Annotated in this window: 15 protein-coding genes; 8 read left to right on the plus strand and 7 right to left on the minus strand. The window is 60.9% G+C overall.

Annotated elements, in window-relative coordinates; all coding sequences use genetic code 11:
• Nucleotides 1-23: 23 nt before the first annotated feature.
• The 4 genes from PSH90_RS02740 to PSH90_RS02755 form a co-directional block, all read right to left on the minus strand.
• Nucleotides 24-698 (minus strand): urease accessory protein UreF, encoded by a 675-nt coding sequence (locus tag PSH90_RS02740; protein WP_150638248.1) that lies wholly within the window; start codon nt 696-698, stop codon nt 24-26.
• The gene (ureE, locus tag PSH90_RS02745) at nt 695-1,195 is read right to left on the minus strand and encodes an urease accessory protein UreE (RefSeq protein WP_056787607.1); all 501 of its coding nucleotides are present in this window, start codon (nt 1,193-1,195) and stop codon (nt 695-697) included. The genes PSH90_RS02740 and ureE overlap by 4 nt, the downstream gene beginning before the upstream one ends.
• A 300-nt stretch (nt 1,196-1,495) precedes the next feature.
• Nucleotides 1,496-2,128 (minus strand): TetR family transcriptional regulator, encoded by a 633-nt coding sequence (locus PSH90_RS02750; protein ID WP_056787610.1) that lies wholly within the window; start codon nt 2,126-2,128, stop codon nt 1,496-1,498.
• A 154-nt stretch (nt 2,129-2,282) separates the two neighbouring features.
• On the minus strand, nt 2,283-2,666 hold the full coding sequence (locus PSH90_RS02755) for a hypothetical protein (protein WP_041480705.1): 384 nt from the start codon (nt 2,664-2,666) through the stop codon (nt 2,283-2,285).
• 383 nt (nt 2,667-3,049) lie between these two features.
• Between PSH90_RS02755 and PSH90_RS02760 the strand changes: the two genes are divergently transcribed.
• Nucleotides 3,050-5,125: an AsmA family protein gene (locus PSH90_RS02760; protein WP_305382105.1), complete on the plus strand. Its 2,076-nt coding sequence runs from the start codon at nt 3,050-3,052 to the stop codon at nt 5,123-5,125.
• Between the two features lie 101 nt (nt 5,126-5,226).
• Here the strand turns inward: PSH90_RS02760 and PSH90_RS02765 are convergent, their stop codons facing one another.
• Nucleotides 5,227-5,757, minus strand: a complete 531-nt coding sequence (locus tag PSH90_RS02765; protein WP_041480703.1) for a bacterioferritin — start codon at nt 5,755-5,757, stop codon at nt 5,227-5,229.
• A 293-nt stretch (nt 5,758-6,050) separates the two neighbouring features.
• On the opposite strand from PSH90_RS02765, the gene PSH90_RS02770 reads away from it, so the two are divergent.
• Complete coding sequence (locus PSH90_RS02770; RefSeq protein ID WP_305382106.1) at nt 6,051-6,929, plus strand: triacylglycerol lipase; 879 nt, start codon at nt 6,051-6,053, stop codon at nt 6,927-6,929.
• 96 nt (nt 6,930-7,025) lie between these two features.
• Here the strand turns inward: PSH90_RS02770 and PSH90_RS02775 are convergent, their stop codons facing one another.
• On the minus strand, nt 7,026-7,913 hold the full coding sequence (locus PSH90_RS02775; protein WP_305382108.1) for a DMT family transporter: 888 nt from the start codon (nt 7,911-7,913) through the stop codon (nt 7,026-7,028).
• 96 nt (nt 7,914-8,009) lie between these two features.
• Here PSH90_RS02775 and PSH90_RS02780 point away from each other — a divergent pair, with 96 nt between their 5' ends.
• The 3 genes from PSH90_RS02780 (at nt 8,010) to PSH90_RS02790 (ending at nt 10,518) form a co-directional block, all read left to right on the plus strand.
• On the plus strand, nt 8,010-8,804 hold the full coding sequence (locus PSH90_RS02780) for a helix-turn-helix transcriptional regulator (protein ID WP_305382109.1): 795 nt from the start codon (nt 8,010-8,012) through the stop codon (nt 8,802-8,804).
• A 63-nt stretch (nt 8,805-8,867) separates the two neighbouring features.
• Complete coding sequence (locus PSH90_RS02785) at nt 8,868-9,173, plus strand: PsiF family protein (protein ID WP_305382110.1); 306 nt, start codon at nt 8,868-8,870, stop codon at nt 9,171-9,173.
• Between the two features lie 331 nt (nt 9,174-9,504).
• Nucleotides 9,505-10,518, plus strand: coding sequence for an AI-2E family transporter (locus tag PSH90_RS02790; protein WP_016771899.1), 1,014 nt, complete (start codon nt 9,505-9,507; stop codon nt 10,516-10,518).
• Nucleotides 10,519-10,694: 176 nt separating this feature from the next.
• On the opposite strand, the gene PSH90_RS02795 is transcribed toward PSH90_RS02790, so the two are convergent.
• Nucleotides 10,695-11,969 carry an Hsp70 family protein gene (locus tag PSH90_RS02795; RefSeq protein ID WP_016771898.1) on the minus strand — a complete coding sequence of 425 codons (1,275 nt, stop codon included), beginning with the start codon at nt 11,967-11,969 and terminating at the stop codon, nt 10,695-10,697.
• Between the two features lie 290 nt (nt 11,970-12,259).
• Here PSH90_RS02795 and PSH90_RS02800 point away from each other — a divergent pair, with 290 nt between their 5' ends.
• From PSH90_RS02800 to PSH90_RS02810, 3 genes are all read left to right on the plus strand, one after another.
• Nucleotides 12,260-13,204, plus strand: coding sequence for a DnaJ C-terminal domain-containing protein (locus tag PSH90_RS02800; RefSeq protein ID WP_024011397.1), 945 nt, complete (start codon nt 12,260-12,262; stop codon nt 13,202-13,204).
• Between the two features lie 23 nt (nt 13,205-13,227).
• Complete coding sequence (locus PSH90_RS02805) at nt 13,228-13,533, plus strand: chaperone modulator CbpM (protein ID WP_016771896.1); 306 nt, start codon at nt 13,228-13,230, stop codon at nt 13,531-13,533.
• A gap of 203 nt (nt 13,534-13,736) precedes the next feature.
• Nucleotides 13,737-15,137 (plus strand): SET domain-containing protein, encoded by a 1,401-nt coding sequence (locus PSH90_RS02810; protein WP_305382111.1) that lies wholly within the window; start codon nt 13,737-13,739, stop codon nt 15,135-15,137.
• Nucleotides 15,138-15,190: the final 53 nt, after the last annotated feature.

Below are 15,190 nucleotides of genomic sequence, written 5' to 3' on the forward strand. Positions count from 1 at the left end.
TTCATTCTCCAAAATAAACAGCCCTAAGAGCGGAAGAGACGGCTGTACTGGCGCTCGTGGGCCATGCACGCCAGAGACAGGCCAAACGCGGCGCTGCCGATGTGTTCGGGGTTGAGGTGGGTCGCGTCGTGCTGCGCCTGTTGCAGCAGCGGCAGCAGTTCGCTGGTCAGGCGCTGGGCGGCTTGCTGGCCCAGCGGCAGGGTTTTCATCAACACGGCGAGCTGGTTTTCCAGCCAGCTCCACAGCCACGCGGCAAGAGCGTCCTGCGGGGTGATGCCCCAGGCGCGTGCCGCCAGTGCCCAGCACAGGGCGAGATGCGGTTCTGTGGTCTGTTCAAGAAAGTCGCGGGCGGGCGCATCGAGTTCTGGCAAACCGTTCAACAACTGCTGCAGGGAGTAGCCCATCTGCCGGCTCTCCAGATGCAACTCGCGGGTTTCGCGACTGGCGCGGTGGCTCTCGCAGAGTTGTCGTAATTCGGCCCAGTTTTCATCTGCTGCGGCCTGGCAATGCGCCAACAGCAGCGGCGCTTCGAAGCGCGCGAGGTTGAGCAGCAGTTGATCGCTGATCCAGCGGCGGGCGCCGTCCGGGTTGTGGACCCGGCCATTATCCACCGCCATTTCCAGACCCTGGGAATAGCTGTAGCCGCCAATCGGCAATTGCGGACTGGCCAGACGCAGCAGCGCCCAGGCCGGATTCACAGGCGCACGCCGAACTGGTGGAGTTTCGGCGCGTAGTTGAAGTCTTCGTCGCCGTGGCGGGAATGATGATGGCCGCCGCCGTAAGCGCCGTGTTCCGGCTGGAACGGCGCTTCGATAGCCTCGACCTGCGCGCCGAGCTGTTCGAGCATCGCCTTGAGCACGTAATCGTCGAGCAGGCGCAGCCAGCCACCGCCGACTTGCAGGGCGACATGGCGGTTGCCGAGGTGATAGGCCGCGCGGGTCAGTTCGAACGCATTGGCGCAAGTGACATGGAGCAGTTGTTCAGGGCGGGCGCAGACGCGCACGACACGGCCGTCTTCAGCCTGCAGGCATTCGCCGTCATACAGCGGTGGCTGGCCGCGCTCCAAAAACAACCCGACGTCTTCGCCTTCGGCACTGAAACAGCGCAAACGGCTTTTGCTGCGCGCTTCGAAGGTCAGGTGCAGCTCGGCGGCCCAGACGGGTTGAGGGTCGATTCTGCGATGAATCACCAGCATCGGAAAGCTTCCAGCAATGAACGTTGAATGGGCTAGAGCAAGCGCCGCGCCAATCGGGTGATCTGTAGGAAATAGCTGTCGGCGCTTGCCTGATCTTTCAACAGGCGCGGCGATTCTGGAAGGTTTTGGTGCATGAAGGATTTGTCATGCACCAATTCGATGCCGTGACGGATGTTCAATGTGGGAGCGAGCCTGCTTGCGAATGCGCCGTGTCAGACAGATGTATTCAGCTGACCCAGCGCTTTCGCGAGCAGGCTCGCTCCCACAGGGGCTTTGCGCTGTGTCAGATAGAGAAGGGGATTACTCGGTACTGCCCAGCCCTTGCCAGTGCTTGAGGCCGATAAAGATGAAGCGCAGTTGCTGGGTGATCTTCGCTTGCGGCGTCAGATGCTCCGGCAAGGCCTCGGCGGGCGGGTCGATGATGTCGGGGAGGGTGGCGAACACCGATTTGACGATCAGGTCGGCGATCACGCTCAGACCGGCGATGTCCAGATGTTGCAGCTTGGGCATCAGCGCCAGGTCCGCCGCGAGGTCGGCGCTGATGTTCTCCCGCAGGCGTCCGATCGCCTGGCGTACCGGCAGCGAGCCGCCGTATTGTTCGCGGGCGAGAAACAGGAATTGCGAGCGGTTGGCGTTGACCACATCAAGGAAGATGCGCACCGAAGCGTCGATGATGCCGCCCATGACGAATTCGTTGTGCCGCACCAGGCGGATGGTTTCGCGGAAGGTCTGGCCGACTTCGCTGACCAGCACCAGCCCCAACTCGTCCATATCGGCGAAGTGCCGGTAGAAACCGGTGGGCACGATGCCGGCGGTCTTGCTCACTTCGCGCAGGCTCAGGCTGCCGAATCCTCGGCCGCTTTCCATCAGGTGGCGGGCAGCGTCCATCAGGGCGTTGCGGGTCTGTTGTTTCTGTTCGGCGCGGGGCAGCATCGCAGGGTGTGTTCTTCGGCAGGACAAGCGCCGCACTCTAGCAAATCGGCTTTGTCGGCGTCGAACGGGGAGTCATGCAGCGAGGGATTCACAGAAGCTGAAAAGTCAAAAGCCCAATCCGCTGATTGGGCTTTTTCGCTGGGCCGTCATAGGCTCAGCTCACGGCGCTGTTGCGTTCGATTACACGATCACCACCACCTTCGGCGAGGGCTTGACCTTGGGGAGTCTTGTCGTAGCCGTCTTCCACCAGACCTTTTTCTTCGAGACGATTGCGGCCGTTTTCAGCCAGGGTCTGGCCCTGTGGGGTTTTGTCATAGCCGTCTTCAGCCAGAGTCTGACCTTGAGGGGTCTTGTCATAGCCGTCTTCAGCCAGAGTCTGGCCTTGTGGGGTTTTGTCGTAGCCGTCTTCAGCGAGCGTCTGGCTGAACACCGAGTGGCTGTCTTTGACTTGCGGAGTGGCCTGATCGGCAGCGGGCAGGGCAAAAGCAGTGCTGGCTAGCATCGACAGGGTAAGGCTGAGCAGTAATTGGCGTTTCATGATAGTGGCTCCTTGGGAGGGCGATAAAGTGGGTACGAGGGCAATGCTACTCTCGATATGTCGATATAAAAGTTCATAAACGCAATGGTAATAATCAACGGAATTGATTGTTCGGCGCGAAGGCTCTAGATCGGGCCTTTGCGGGCGACGGTTTTGCACCGTCGTGGGTATTTTCGACTCACTCGTGCCTCGCAAAAGTGCGGGTCGCGGTAACACTGCTCGACCGATCGGTCAGTTTTGCTGCGCTTTTTATGGCTTAAACTGCCTTTCGATTAAACCTGCGGGCCTTTCGCCAGTCACAGACTGCATAGGGGCCGCTTAGGTCTGCCGTTTCAGCTGTGCGTCGGGTAATCGGCGTGCGGTCGTGATCAGGAGCTTTGTGCATGACGCGCACTGGAAAAATCTTCAGCTGGACCTTCGCCATCCTCGTGCTGCTGCTGGCAGCCTTGATTCTGATCATCGTGTTCTTCGACTGGAACCGGATCAAACCGACGATCAATGCCAAAGTTTCGGAAGAACTGCACCGGGCGTTTGCCATCAATGGCAACCTCGCGGTGATCTGGCAGCGCGAGCCGGAAGAAGGCGGCTGGCGTGCCTGGGTGCCGTGGCCGCACGTGGTCGCCGAGGACTTGAGCTTGGGCAACCCGGACTGGTCGAAGCAGGCGCAGATGGTCACGCTCAAACGCGTTGAACTGCGCATTTCGCCGCTGGCCCTGCTGGCCCAGCGCGTGGTGATTCCGCGCATCGACCTGACCGAGCCGAATGCCGAGCTGCAACGTCTGGCCGATGGCCGCGCCAACTGGACGTTCAAATTCGATCCCAAGGACCCGAACGCCGAGCCTTCGAGCTGGGTGGTCGACATCGGCGCGATCGGTTTCGACAAGGGCCACGTGACCCTCGACGACCAGACCTTGAAGACCAACCTCGATGTGCTGATCGACCCGCTCGGCAAGCCGATTCCATTCAGCGAGATCGTCGGCGACAAAGCGGCGAAAACTGCTCAGGACAAGGGCGGCGCACCGCAGGATTACGCCTTTGCGCTCAAGGTCAAAGGCCAGTACCACGGGCAGAACCTCACCGGGCAGGGCAAGATCGGCGGGTTGCTGGCGTTGCAGGACGCGAGCAAGCCGTTCCCGTTGCAGGCCCAGGCGAAGATCGGCGACACCCGTATCGAACTGGCCGGCACCTTGACTGACCCGCTGAATCTCGGCGCCCTTGATCTGCGCCTGAAGCTCGCTGGCGACAGCCTCGGCAATCTTTACCCGCTGACCGGCGTGACCCTGCCGGACACGCCACCGTATTCCACCGACGGTCACCTTATCGCCAAGCTGCATGACGAGGCCGGGGCGAGATTCACTTACGAGAAATTCAACGGCAAGATCGGCGACAGCGACATCCACGGCGACCTCACCTACGTCGCCAGCCAGCCACGGCCGAAACTCAGCGGTGCGCTGCTCTCCAATCAACTGCTGTTTGCCGACCTCGCGCCACTGATCGGCGCCGACTCCAACACCGAGCAAAAGGCCCGTGGCGGCGCGAGCAAGCAACCGGCGGACAAAGTCCTGCCGGTCGAAGAATTCAAAACCGATCGCTGGCGGGCCATGGACGCCGATGTCGAGTTCACCGGCAAACGCATCGTCCACAGCGAGAAGCTGCCGTTCAACGACCTCTATACCCATCTGAAACTCAACGACGGCGAGCTCAGCCTGGAACCGCTGCGCTTTGGTGTCGCCGGCGGCACGCTGGATGCGCTGATTCGCCTCAATGGCCGCACCGAGCCGCTGGAAGGCCGGGCGCGTTTGACCGCACGCAAATTCAAACTCAAAGAGCTGTTCCCGACCTTCGAGCCGATGAAGACCAGTTTCGGTGAGCTCAATGGCGATGCCGACATCAGTGGCCGGGGCAACTCCGTGGCCAAGCTGCTCGGTGGTGCCAACGGTAATCTGAAGATGCTGATCAACGACGGTGCAATCAGCCGTGAGTTGATGGAGCTGGCCGGGCTCAACGTCGGTAACTACGTGGTCGGCAAGATCTTTGGCGACAAGGAAGTGAAGATCAACTGCGCGGCGGCGGACTTCGACATCAAGACCGGCCTGGCGACCACACGGCTGTTTGTCTTCGATACCGAGAACGCAATCATCTACATCGATGGCACGGCGAACATGGCCACCGAACAACTCGATCTGACCGTGACCCCGGAATCCAAGGGCTGGCGTCTGATCTCGCTGCGCTCGCCGCTGTATGTGCGCGGCAAGTTCATCAAACCGGATGCCGGCGTCAAAGCCGTACCGTTGATGCTGCGCGGGGCGGGGATGGTTGCGCTGGGCGTGATTGCCGCACCGGCGGCGGGATTGCTGGCGCTGGTGGCGCCGAGCGGGGGCGAGCCGAATCAGTGCGCGCCGTTGCTCGAGCAGATGAAGCAGGGCAAGGCGCCGGTGACCGTTAAACCCAGCAAGTAAGCAGGGCAGATCAAAAGATCGCAGCCTTCGGCAGCTCCTACATTTGGAATGCGTTCCCCCTGTAGGAGCTGCTGAAGGCTGCGATCTTTTGCTGTTAAGGGTTACAGATCGTTGAGGATGTCCGCCATGTCGTCGGCGTGTTCTTCTTCCTGGGCGAGGATGTCTTCGAAGATGCGGCGGGTGGTCGGGTCTTTGTCACCGATGTACTGGATGATTTCGCGATAGCTGTCGATAGCAATGCGCTCGGCCACCAGATCTTCGTAAACCATTTCCTTGAGCGTGTTGCCGGCCACGTATTGCGCGTGGGACATCTTGCTGAGCAGGTCAGGGTTGAACTCAGGCTCACCGCCCAGTTGCACGATCCGCTCGGCGAGGCGATCGGCGTGCTCGGCTTCCTGGTTGGCGTGTTCGAGGAATTCGTCGGCGGCGACGTTGGCTTTCAGGCCGCTGGCCATGAAGTAGTGGCGCTTGTAGCGCAAGGTGCACACCAGTTCGGTGGCCAGCGACTCGTTGAGCAAACGCAGTATTTCTTCACGGTTGGCGTTGTAGCCCTCGGTGACCGCGCCGTTTTCCACGTGTTGCCGCGCGCGTTCGCGCAGGGTTTGAACATCAGACAAATGCACGTCACTCATTTCATTCTCCTGGAGGCTAATCCGATAGGCGCCACGTTCTGAAGACGCGGTCGCTACCCAGGTTGTGAGTCTTGAGCGAAGCGAAAAGTTTTATGCGATTTACGCCGGACGCGCTGCAGGAACTGCTGAAGACTGCTATGTCGGGAGGGCCTGACGCTGGTCAGTCCGGTTTCGGTGGAGCGGATCGTGGCGGGCTGAAGTAGGCTCATCGTTCAGTTGTCATCGTCACGTTGGATGCTTGGCGGGCGTCTTGCAAGTCTGGCATCCACTCACCGCGCACAAGGATGTACCCCATGTCGACACGTTATCCACTGGTGCTGGTGCCGGGCATGCTCGGCTTTATCCGGCTGGTGCTTTACCCGTATTGGTTCGGCATCATCAAGGCCTTGCGCCGTGGTGGTGCGACGGTGGTCGCGGTGCAGGTCTCGCCGCTCAACTCTACTGAAGTGCGCGGCGAGCAGTTGCTGGCGCGGATCGAGGAAATCCTGCGCGAGAGCGGGGCGCAAAAGGTCAATCTGTTCGGCCACAGCCAAGGCGCGTTGACCGCACGGTATGCGGCGGCGAAGCGTCCGGATCTGGTCGCCTCGGTAACATCGGTCGCCGGGCCGAATCATGGTTCCGAGCTGGCTGATTATCTGGAAAAGCACTACCCCGGTAGCAGTGCCAAGGGCCGCTTGCTCGAAGCGTTGCTGCGCTTGATCGGCTGGGTCATGGCATTGCTCGACACGGGTTACCACGGGCCGAAACTGCCGGTGGATATCCACGCTTCTCACCAATCGCTGACGACGGCGGGCGTTGCATTATTCAATCAGCGTTATCCACAAGGGTTGCCGGAAGTCTGGGGCGGCCAGGGGTCGGAAGAGGTCAACGGTGTGCGCTATTACTCCTGGTCAGGGACGCTGCAACCGGGCAAGACTGATCGTGGCGGCAATCTTTTTGACGGCACCAACCGCAGTTGTCGCTTGTTTGCCAAGACCTTCGTCCGTGAGCCGGGGCAGTGCGATGGCATGGTCGGCCGTTACAGCTCGCATCTGGGCACGGTGATCGGTGATGACTATCCGCTGGATCATTTCGACATCGTCAATCAGTCGCTGGGACTGGTGGGCAAGGGCGCGGATCCGGTAAGGCTGTTTGTCGAGCATGCGGCGCGGCTGGAGGCGGCTGGGTTATAGCCAAACAGACCGCGTCATCGTTCTTCGCGAGCAGGCTCGCTCCCACAGGTGTCTGCATTTCAATGTGGGAGCGAGCCTGCTCGCGAAGGGGTCTTATCAGGCAACGCTGACCCGGCGGCCCAAAACGGTGGTCCAGCGCTCCGACAAAACCACCCCACCCAAGGTCAGCAATCCGCCCACCAGGTGATACATCGCCAACTGTTCCTTCAACACCAGCGCCGCAATCAACGCAGTAATCAATGGCAGCAGATTGAAGAACAACGTCGTCCGGCTCGGCCCCAGTCGCTGCACCGCCTGCATCCACGCCAGCGGCGCGACCATCGAAGCCAGCAGGCATGCATAGAGCACCAGCGGCACGTTCTGCAGATTCAAACCGATCTTCGGCGACACCGCGAACAGCGGAAACAACACCACAATCGCCACCAGCACCTGCAAGTACAGCAGCACCAGCGGCGGCAGGCGCAGTTGCCACTTTTTCAGCAGCGTGCTGTAAACCGCGTAGGCCAGCGTGGCGATCAGCATCATCGCATCGCCCAGATTGACCCCGTGTTGCAGCAGCGCTCCGAGGCTGCCGGATGACACCACCACCAGCACGCCAGCGAACGACAGCACCGCACCGACCAGCGCACCAGCGGTCAGGCGCTGGCCGAGGCTGATGATCGCCATGGCCAGCGACATCAATGGCATCAACGACAGGATGATGCCCATGTTGGTCGCGGTGGTCAGTGTTGCAGCGAAATAGGCGAGGCTCTGATACACCGCCATGCCGAGCACGCCGAGGACGAAAATCCGCCCCAGGTTCGGCCGAATCTGCGGCCAGTGCGCGATGACTTTCTTCAGCATGAATGGCGTGAACAGCACGCCGGCCAGCAGCCAGCGATAGAAACCGATCTCGGCGGGGAAGATCGCGCCGACCGCCAGTTTGTTGATCACGGTGTTGCCGGCCCAGATGAAAATCGCCAGCAGGGGAAACGCGTATTGCATGGGACAAAACCAGAACGTTGATGAAGCGCGATTATCGCCTGTCTGGATGCAGGCCTATACTGCGATCCAGACAACCTGCCTCTGCATCCGGACAGCATGAACAGCAAACACATCGATCTGCTCGATTTCCGTGAACTGCCGTCAGCGGTGTATTTCCGCTACGCCGATTTCAATGCCCACGAATATGCCGCGCCACACCGGCATCCTTGGGGCACGCTGGAATACGCGGCCCGTGGCGTGCTGCACATGGATGTCGACGGCAGCCGCTTCATGTCGCCGCCGCAATACGCGGTGTGGGTGCCGCCAGAGGTCGAGCACAGTTTCTACAGCCATCAACCGGTCAACTATCGCGCGGTGTGTCTTGATCCAAGCGTTTGCACACGGTTGCCGGCGCGGGCCTGCACCTTGGCGATCAGTGACATTCTCAAGGCGATTCTCAAGGACTTCGCCGCCCGCGATGTGAAGATCCCCGAGCATGAAGCCGATCAGCGTCTGGCCCAGGTACTGGTCGATCAACTGCAACAGGCACCGGTGCAGGAATGTTATCTGCCGTACGCGAGCAGCCCGGGCTTGCTGACGATTCTCGACGCCTTGCAGGCCGCGCCGGGTGACAACCAACCGTTGGCGCATTGGGCCGCGCAAGTGCATGTCAGCGAGCGCACTCTGGCGCGGCAGTTCGTTCGTGAGCTGGGCATGAGTTTTGGCGAGTGGCGTCAGCGCTTGCGTTATCTGGCGGCGATCGAGGCGCTTGAGACCTCGCGTTCGGTGCAGGAAATCGCTTTCGACCTCGGCTACAGCAGCGGCTCGGCATTCATCGCCATGTTCGCCCGTCAGGCGGGTTGTACGCCGGAGCAGTATCGGCGCAGCCACCTCGAGGGCAGGAAGGTGTAACAAGCTTTGACTACACTGCGACAGAGGCCGCATCCATCGGTGCGGCAACAAGGAGAAAACTCCATGAAGATGTTGCGTGTGCCGTTGTTGATGATCGGGCTGCTTGTGTGTTCCCAGGGTTTCGCCGCCACGGCGCAACAGAACAAGATGACCACCTGCAATGCCGATGCGACCGCCAAAAGCCTGAAGGGCGACGAGCGCAAGGCGTTCATGAGCACCTGCCTGAAAGCGGCACCAGCGGCCAACGATGGCAAGGAGCTGACCCCGCAGCAGCAGAAGATGACCACCTGCAATTCCGATGCGAAAACCAAGGCGCTGACCGGCGATGCGCGCAAGGCGTTCATGAGTGAGTGTCTGAAGAAAAAATAAGGGGGCGCCATGGGTGTCCGATTGACTCGGTCGGCTTGAGATTTTCCCTCACCCTAACCCTCTCCCGGAGGGAGAGGGGACCGACCGCATTGATGCCGACAGGAACTGGGGTCTGAAATACCGGGTCGATTGCGGATTCGGCACTGCACGTTCAGGTCGGAAAATTTTTTGAGCAACCCCCAATCGGTCCCCTCTCCCTCTGGGAGAGGGCTAGGGTGAGGGGGAAATTCGCAAGCCTTGCACGAAAATCCGAAACCCCGCATATCCCTAGTGCTAACCCAGGATCGCTGGCAGACTGCCCATCCTTTCACGCCGTTCGTTTTGAGGCTGTATGCCAACGTTTTCTCAGCGTCATGTTGTGTTCTGGGTCAGTTGCATCATCATTTTTGGCGGCCTGTTGCTGGTGCTGCCGCTGCGCCTGTTGCCGAGCCTGCTGGCCGGGTTGCTGGTGTTCGAGCTGGTCAACATGCTCACCCCGCAACTGCAACGGCTGATCGAAGGGCGGCGTGCGCGCTGGTTGGCGGTGGCGCTGCTCGGCACGCTGGTGGTGAGTGCGCTGGCGCTGATCTTCGCCGGGGCCATCAGTTTCCTCCTGCATGAAGCGGAAAACCCCGGCGCCTCGCTCGATAAATTCATGGGCGTGGTCGATCGCGCGCGCGGGCAGTTGCCGCCGTTCATCGATGCCTACCTGCCGGCCAGCGCGGCGGAATTTCGCGTGGCGATCGGCGAGTGGGCGAGCAAGCATCTGGCCGACCTGCAACTGGTCGGCAAGGACGCCGCGCACATGTTCGTCACCCTGCTGATCGGCATGGTGCTCGGCGCGATCATCGCCCTGCAGCGCATTCCCGACGTGACCAAGCGCAAGCCGCTGGCCGCCGCTTTGTTCGACCGTTTGCATCTGCTGGTGCAGGCGTTCCGCAATATCGTCTTCGCGCAGATCAAGATTTCCCTGCTCAACACCGTGTTCACCGGGATCTTCCTCGCGGTGATCCTGCCGATGTTCGGCATCAAGCTGCCGCTGACCAAAACCCTGATCGTGCTGACCTTCCTGCTCGGCCTGCTGCCGGTGATCGGCAACCTGATGTCGAACACGCTGATCACCATCGTCGGTCTGTCGCTGTCGATCTGGGTGGCGATCGCAGCGCTGGGCTATCTGATCGTTATCCACAAGCTCGAATACTTCCTCAACGCGCGCATCGTCGGCGGGCAGATCAGTGCCAAGTCGTGGGAGTTGCTCCTGGCGATGCTGGTGTTCGAAGCCGCGTTCGGTTTGCCGGGGGTGGTGGCAGGGCCGATTTATTACGCGTATCTGAAGAGTGAGCTGAAGCTGGGCGGGATGGTCTAAGGCCAGGCAACTAAATTGAATGCATCTGTGGCGAGGGGATTTATCCCCGTTGGCCTGCGCAGCAGGCCCCTGCTTTCAAGCTCAGGAGCGGGGCCGCTTCGCGGCCCAACGGGGATAAATCCCCTCGCCACAGGATAAATCCCCTCGCCACAAAGGCTCTTCGCCACAGATTGTGATCAGGCCATCGAACCGTAACGCTTCATCGCTTCAATCGCCAAACCGCTACCAATGCTGCCAAAGATGTTGCCTTCGACATGCCGGGCGTTCGGCAGCATTGCCGAGACGCTGTTGCGCAGGGCCGGGATGCCGCTCGAACCACCAGTGAAGAACACCGTGTCGACCTGATCGACCGCCACGCCGGCATCATTGAGCAATTGCGTAACGCTGCCGCGCACGCGCTCGAGCAAGGCTTCGATCGCCGATTCGAACAGCGCGCGGCTCAGCTCTACGCTCAGCCCGGCTTCGATGCGGTCCAGCGGCACGTGGCGGCTGTCGGCGTGGGTCAGCTGGATCTTGGTTTCTTCCACTTCCATCGCCAGCCAGTGCCCGGCGCGCTGTTCGATCAGCTTGAACAGGCGATCGATGCCGCCGGTGTCTTCGATGTCGTAACGCATGCTGCCCAGTGCCAGCGTGGATTTCTGCGAGTACACCGAGTTGATCGTGTGCCAGGTCGCCAGGTTCATGTGGTGGCTGGTTGGCATGTACGCGCCGCTCTTCATGCGGCTGCCGTAGCCGAAAAGCGGCATCAGGCCTTGCAGGCTGAGCTGTTTGTCGAAGTCGGTACCACCGATGTGCACACCACCGGTGGCGAGGATGTCATCGTGACGGTTGTCGAGACCACGACGCTCGGGCGACAGGCGCACCAGCGAGAAGTCGGAGGTACCACCGCCGATGTCGACGATCAGTACCAGCTCTTCTTTCTCGATGGTCGACTCGTAGTCGAACGCTGCCGCAATCGGCTCGTACTGGAACGACACGTCCTTGAAGCCGATTTTGCGCGCCACTTCGACCAGGGTGTCTTCGGCCTCCTGGTCGGCGAGCGGATCGTCGTCGACGAAGAACACCGGGCGACCCAGCACCACTTGCTCGAATTCCCGACCAGCGGCGGTTTCGGCGCGGCTCTTGAGCTGGCCGATGAACAGCCCGAGCAGATCCTTGAACGGCATCGCCGTGCCGAGGACGCTGGTGTCGTGCTTGATCAGCTTGGAGCCGAGCAGGCTTTTCAACGAGCGCATCAGCCGGCCTTCGTAGCCTTCCAGATACTCGTGCAGGGCCAGGCGACCGTAGACCGGGCGACGTTCCTCGATGTTGAAGAAGACCACCGACGGCAGGGTGATCTTGTCGTCTTCCAGCGCAATCATGGTGTCCATGCCGGGGCGCAGCCAGCCGACGGTGGAGTTGGACGTGCCGAAGTCGATGCCGCAGGCACGGGCTGGAGAGGCGTCTTTCATGTCTTTCGGTTTCCGGTCAAAAAAACGGCCGCGCAGTGTATGTCAGTGCGCGGCAGATTCGAAGGCCGGTCATCCGCTATTTCGCCCCCAGACAGTTGAAAACCACCGCATCGCCCCAAACTTGCTGGCATGGGCCGGCAGACACACCGGCGGTCGCAAGAACCGTCGTCCACTGCCGATAAACTTCTGCGGCGCCACCCGGTCACAAACTTGAGATCGGTCAACCCGGCACGTGCCAATCGGCGCATGCTGGTCTCGGCGCGAAATCGATAACGGATGGTGATCCTTCCATGGACTTCAAAGACTATTACAAGATACTCGGCGTGGAGCCGACAGCCGACGACAAGGCCATCAAGGCGGCCTATCGCAAGCTGGCGCGCAAATACCACCCCGATGTCAGCAAGGAAAAAGACGCCGAGGCCAAGTTCAAGGATGCCTCGGAAGCCTATGAAGCGCTGAAAAGCGCCGACAAGCGCGCCGAATACGACGAACTGCGCCGTTATGGCCAGCACGGTCAGCCGTTTCAGGGCCCACCGGGCTGGCAGAGCCGTGGCGGCTTCGGTGGCGGCGGTGGCGACACGGGCGACTTCTCGGACTTCTTCAGTTCGATCTTCGGTAATCGCGGCCCCGGTTTCGGTGGCGCCGAGAGCCGCCAATCACGCGGACGCCGAGGGCAAGACGTGGAAATGGAACTGCCGGTCTTCCTCGAAGAAACCCTGTCGAACGAATCGAAGAAAGTCACCTTTCAGGTGCCGCAATACAACGCGCACGGCCAGCATGTCAGCAACACCAGCAAGAGCCTGAACGTGAAGATTCCGGCCGGCGTGACCGATGGCGAGCGAATTCGCCTGAAGGGCCAGGGCGCACCGGGCATCGGTGGCGGGGCGAATGGCGACCTGTACCTGACCATTCGTTTTGCGCCGCACCCGAAATTCGATGTCGAAGGCGAAAACCTGATCATCACCTTGCCCCTGGCTCCGTGGGAATTGGCATTGGGCACTGAAGTGGCCGTGCCGACCCTGACCGGCAAGATCAACCTCAAGGTCCCGGCCGGCAGCCAGAATGGCCAGCGCATGCGCGCCAAGGGCCATGGCCTGCTGAACAAGGCCGGCGAACGCGGTTATCTGTTCGTGCAGCTCAAGGCCGTGATGCCCAAAGCCTCCGACGATGAGGTCAAGGCGCTGTGGCAGGAACTGGCGAAGAAAGCCGCCTTCAATCCGCGAGAGAACTTCTGAACCCGACGACGGAGTAGCCCATCATGAGCAGCCCCCTGATCGTTCAACTGGACCTGGCAGAATTCTGTGAGGCGGCCGATTTGTCGGACGTCTACGTGATCGAAATCGTCGAGCACGGCATCCTCGAACCTCAGGGCGCGCAGCCCCGGGAATGGCGCTTCACCGATTACGAATTGGCCTTGGCCAAGCGTGCGGCGAAGCTGCGCCGTGATCTGGAACTGGAGTGGGAAGGCGTGGCGCTGGCGCTGGATTTGCTGGACGAGGTGAAGCAGTTGCGCGCCGAGAACCGCATGTTGCGCCAGCGTTTGGGGCGGTTGGTGGTCGAATAAATTGTTTGAGGCCGTGAGGTCCTAGCTGGCCTCATCGCGTGCCGGCCCGCTCCCGCCTGATTAATGTTTGCGGGTGTTTCGTCCGGTATGAACCGGCAGGATGGTCTGATAGTTTTCCGGGCACATGTTGGCAATGGATGCCGACTGTCGTAGCGCCAGCCATGCCGGCCAGCGCTGCGCAATCTTTGCAAGGAAGCCTGTCAATGCCAGTCAGACCCAAGCCGCCCAAGCCGGGCGCAGTCGATATCACCACCCCTGGGCGCACATCCCGGGATCCCGCCGCGCACGGGATCGAGTCGTCGCACCTGACCCTCGGTCCGTTCATTCGCAAGACCCCGCCCGATGCCAGTGAGCCCGGCAGCAACACGCAGCAAATGGAAACTGCAGTTGCCCCGCACAGCGTGCACGTCGACCCGACGCCGTCTACATCTGGTCCCGTCCCGAAGCTTAAAACCTCGGCTCTGGAGCGTTACCTGATTGCCTCGACAGCCCCTCTACCGCAAGCGGACGTTGACGGGTTTCGCGTATTCAAAGGACGCCAATACGCGGACCTGCAGGGCGGTGGTACGGTGCTGATCGGCGTCGATGCCGAGACCGGTCTGCATCGGGCCAGATTGTCCAGCGAGCTGCAGCCGTCCGGCCCTGTGCTTGCCTACGATCCGTTGACCAAGCACTGGTACGCGCTTGAAGAGTCCGGCGCGTCGCCGGACGCTGCCGCTGTCCCGGGTAAAAGCCGCAGGGTGGCGCGCCAGAGTGATGAAGACTATGAGTCTGCCGTTGAGGAGCTGCCCGACGACGGCGGTGCAACGCAGGAATACTTCTATCTGGCGTCCGAGTCGATGCCCGTCAAACCCTTCACCGCTGAGGAATTGCGTGCAATGCGCAGCGAAACACGGTTTTCGTTCCTCACCAATCGGCCCGGGGTCTACGACCGTGCCAATAACGGCAAATACCCTTTCCGGGACATGGCCGGCCGGCCTGTCAGGATAAAGAAGCTCCAGACCCTGGCGCGTTTCGAAGACGGCAGCCGTTATACCTCCGAGCAGATCAAGCCTTACATCAAGTTTGGCGCCTACGAGCATGTCGCGCGGTTGTATGAAGAAAAGCTGCAATGGCGATTGTTCACCGAGGCCGACATGACGGTGCCCGGAGAGCGGGCCCTGGTCGGCCAGTCAATGGTGGTCGCCAACCGGCGCATCACCCGAGGCGAGGTGGTCGGTGTCTATGCTGGCGCGATCATGCCGGGACGTCTTGTGCCGCTGCCCCAGCAGTCATACACCATGAAGGTCGGCGTCCGTTATCAGCCGGGACCTGGATATTTGATCCCCTACGAATTCGCGCTGGTCGGTGACACGATCATTTCCCGGATCAACACGCGCTTTTGGTATGACGCCACGGGCAAACCAGTTCGTCAGGCTACGGAGGGTTACAACGTCGAGTTCGTCCCGTTCGATGTCGAAGCGCAACAGTGGATAGGCAAGGAATTGGTCACCCGGGACTTCATTCTCAACGCCATCTTCGCTACCGAAGACATTCCGGCGGGAACCGAGTTACGCATCGATTACAACTACAGCGATGCGGACATCGCGAAACTGTTCCCGTGATTGCCTGAGCGATCGCGACTGAATACGGACCTGCGCGTCCGTATTCAGCGCAC

The sequence above is a fragment of the Pseudomonas sp. FP1762 genome (assembly GCF_030687105.1).
Classification (GTDB): domain Bacteria; phylum Pseudomonadota; class Gammaproteobacteria; order Pseudomonadales; family Pseudomonadaceae; genus Aquipseudomonas; species Aquipseudomonas siliginis.

What these genes read in the sequence shown, in the direction of transcription:
- ureE (WP_056787607.1), bottom strand. Translation starts at nt 1,195, where the DNA reads ATGCTGGTGATTCATCGCAGAATCGACCCTCAACCCGTCTGGGCCGCC.
- PSH90_RS02750 (WP_056787610.1), bottom strand. Translation starts at nt 2,128, where the DNA reads ATGCTGCCCCGCGCCGAACAGAAACAACAGACCCGCAACGCCCTGATG.
- PSH90_RS02755 (WP_041480705.1), bottom strand. Translation starts at nt 2,666, where the DNA reads ATGAAACGCCAATTACTGCTCAGCCTTACCCTGTCGATGCTAGCCAGC.
- PSH90_RS02760 (WP_305382105.1), top strand. Translation starts at nt 3,050, where the DNA reads ATGACGCGCACTGGAAAAATCTTCAGCTGGACCTTCGCCATCCTCGTG.
- PSH90_RS02765 (WP_041480703.1), bottom strand. Translation starts at nt 5,757, where the DNA reads ATGAGTGACGTGCATTTGTCTGATGTTCAAACCCTGCGCGAACGCGCG.
- PSH90_RS02770 (WP_305382106.1), top strand. Translation starts at nt 6,051, where the DNA reads ATGTCGACACGTTATCCACTGGTGCTGGTGCCGGGCATGCTCGGCTTT.
- PSH90_RS02775 (WP_305382108.1), bottom strand. Translation starts at nt 7,913, where the DNA reads ATGCAATACGCGTTTCCCCTGCTGGCGATTTTCATCTGGGCCGGCAAC.
- PSH90_RS02780 (WP_305382109.1), top strand. Translation starts at nt 8,010, where the DNA reads ATGAACAGCAAACACATCGATCTGCTCGATTTCCGTGAACTGCCGTCA.
- PSH90_RS02785 (WP_305382110.1), top strand. Translation starts at nt 8,868, where the DNA reads ATGAAGATGTTGCGTGTGCCGTTGTTGATGATCGGGCTGCTTGTGTGT.
- PSH90_RS02790 (WP_016771899.1), top strand. Translation starts at nt 9,505, where the DNA reads ATGCCAACGTTTTCTCAGCGTCATGTTGTGTTCTGGGTCAGTTGCATC.
- PSH90_RS02795 (WP_016771898.1), bottom strand. Translation starts at nt 11,969, where the DNA reads ATGAAAGACGCCTCTCCAGCCCGTGCCTGCGGCATCGACTTCGGCACG.
- PSH90_RS02800 (WP_024011397.1), top strand. Translation starts at nt 12,260, where the DNA reads ATGGACTTCAAAGACTATTACAAGATACTCGGCGTGGAGCCGACAGCC.
- PSH90_RS02805 (WP_016771896.1), top strand. Translation starts at nt 13,228, where the DNA reads ATGAGCAGCCCCCTGATCGTTCAACTGGACCTGGCAGAATTCTGTGAG.
- PSH90_RS02810 (WP_305382111.1), top strand. Translation starts at nt 13,737, where the DNA reads ATGCCAGTCAGACCCAAGCCGCCCAAGCCGGGCGCAGTCGATATCACC.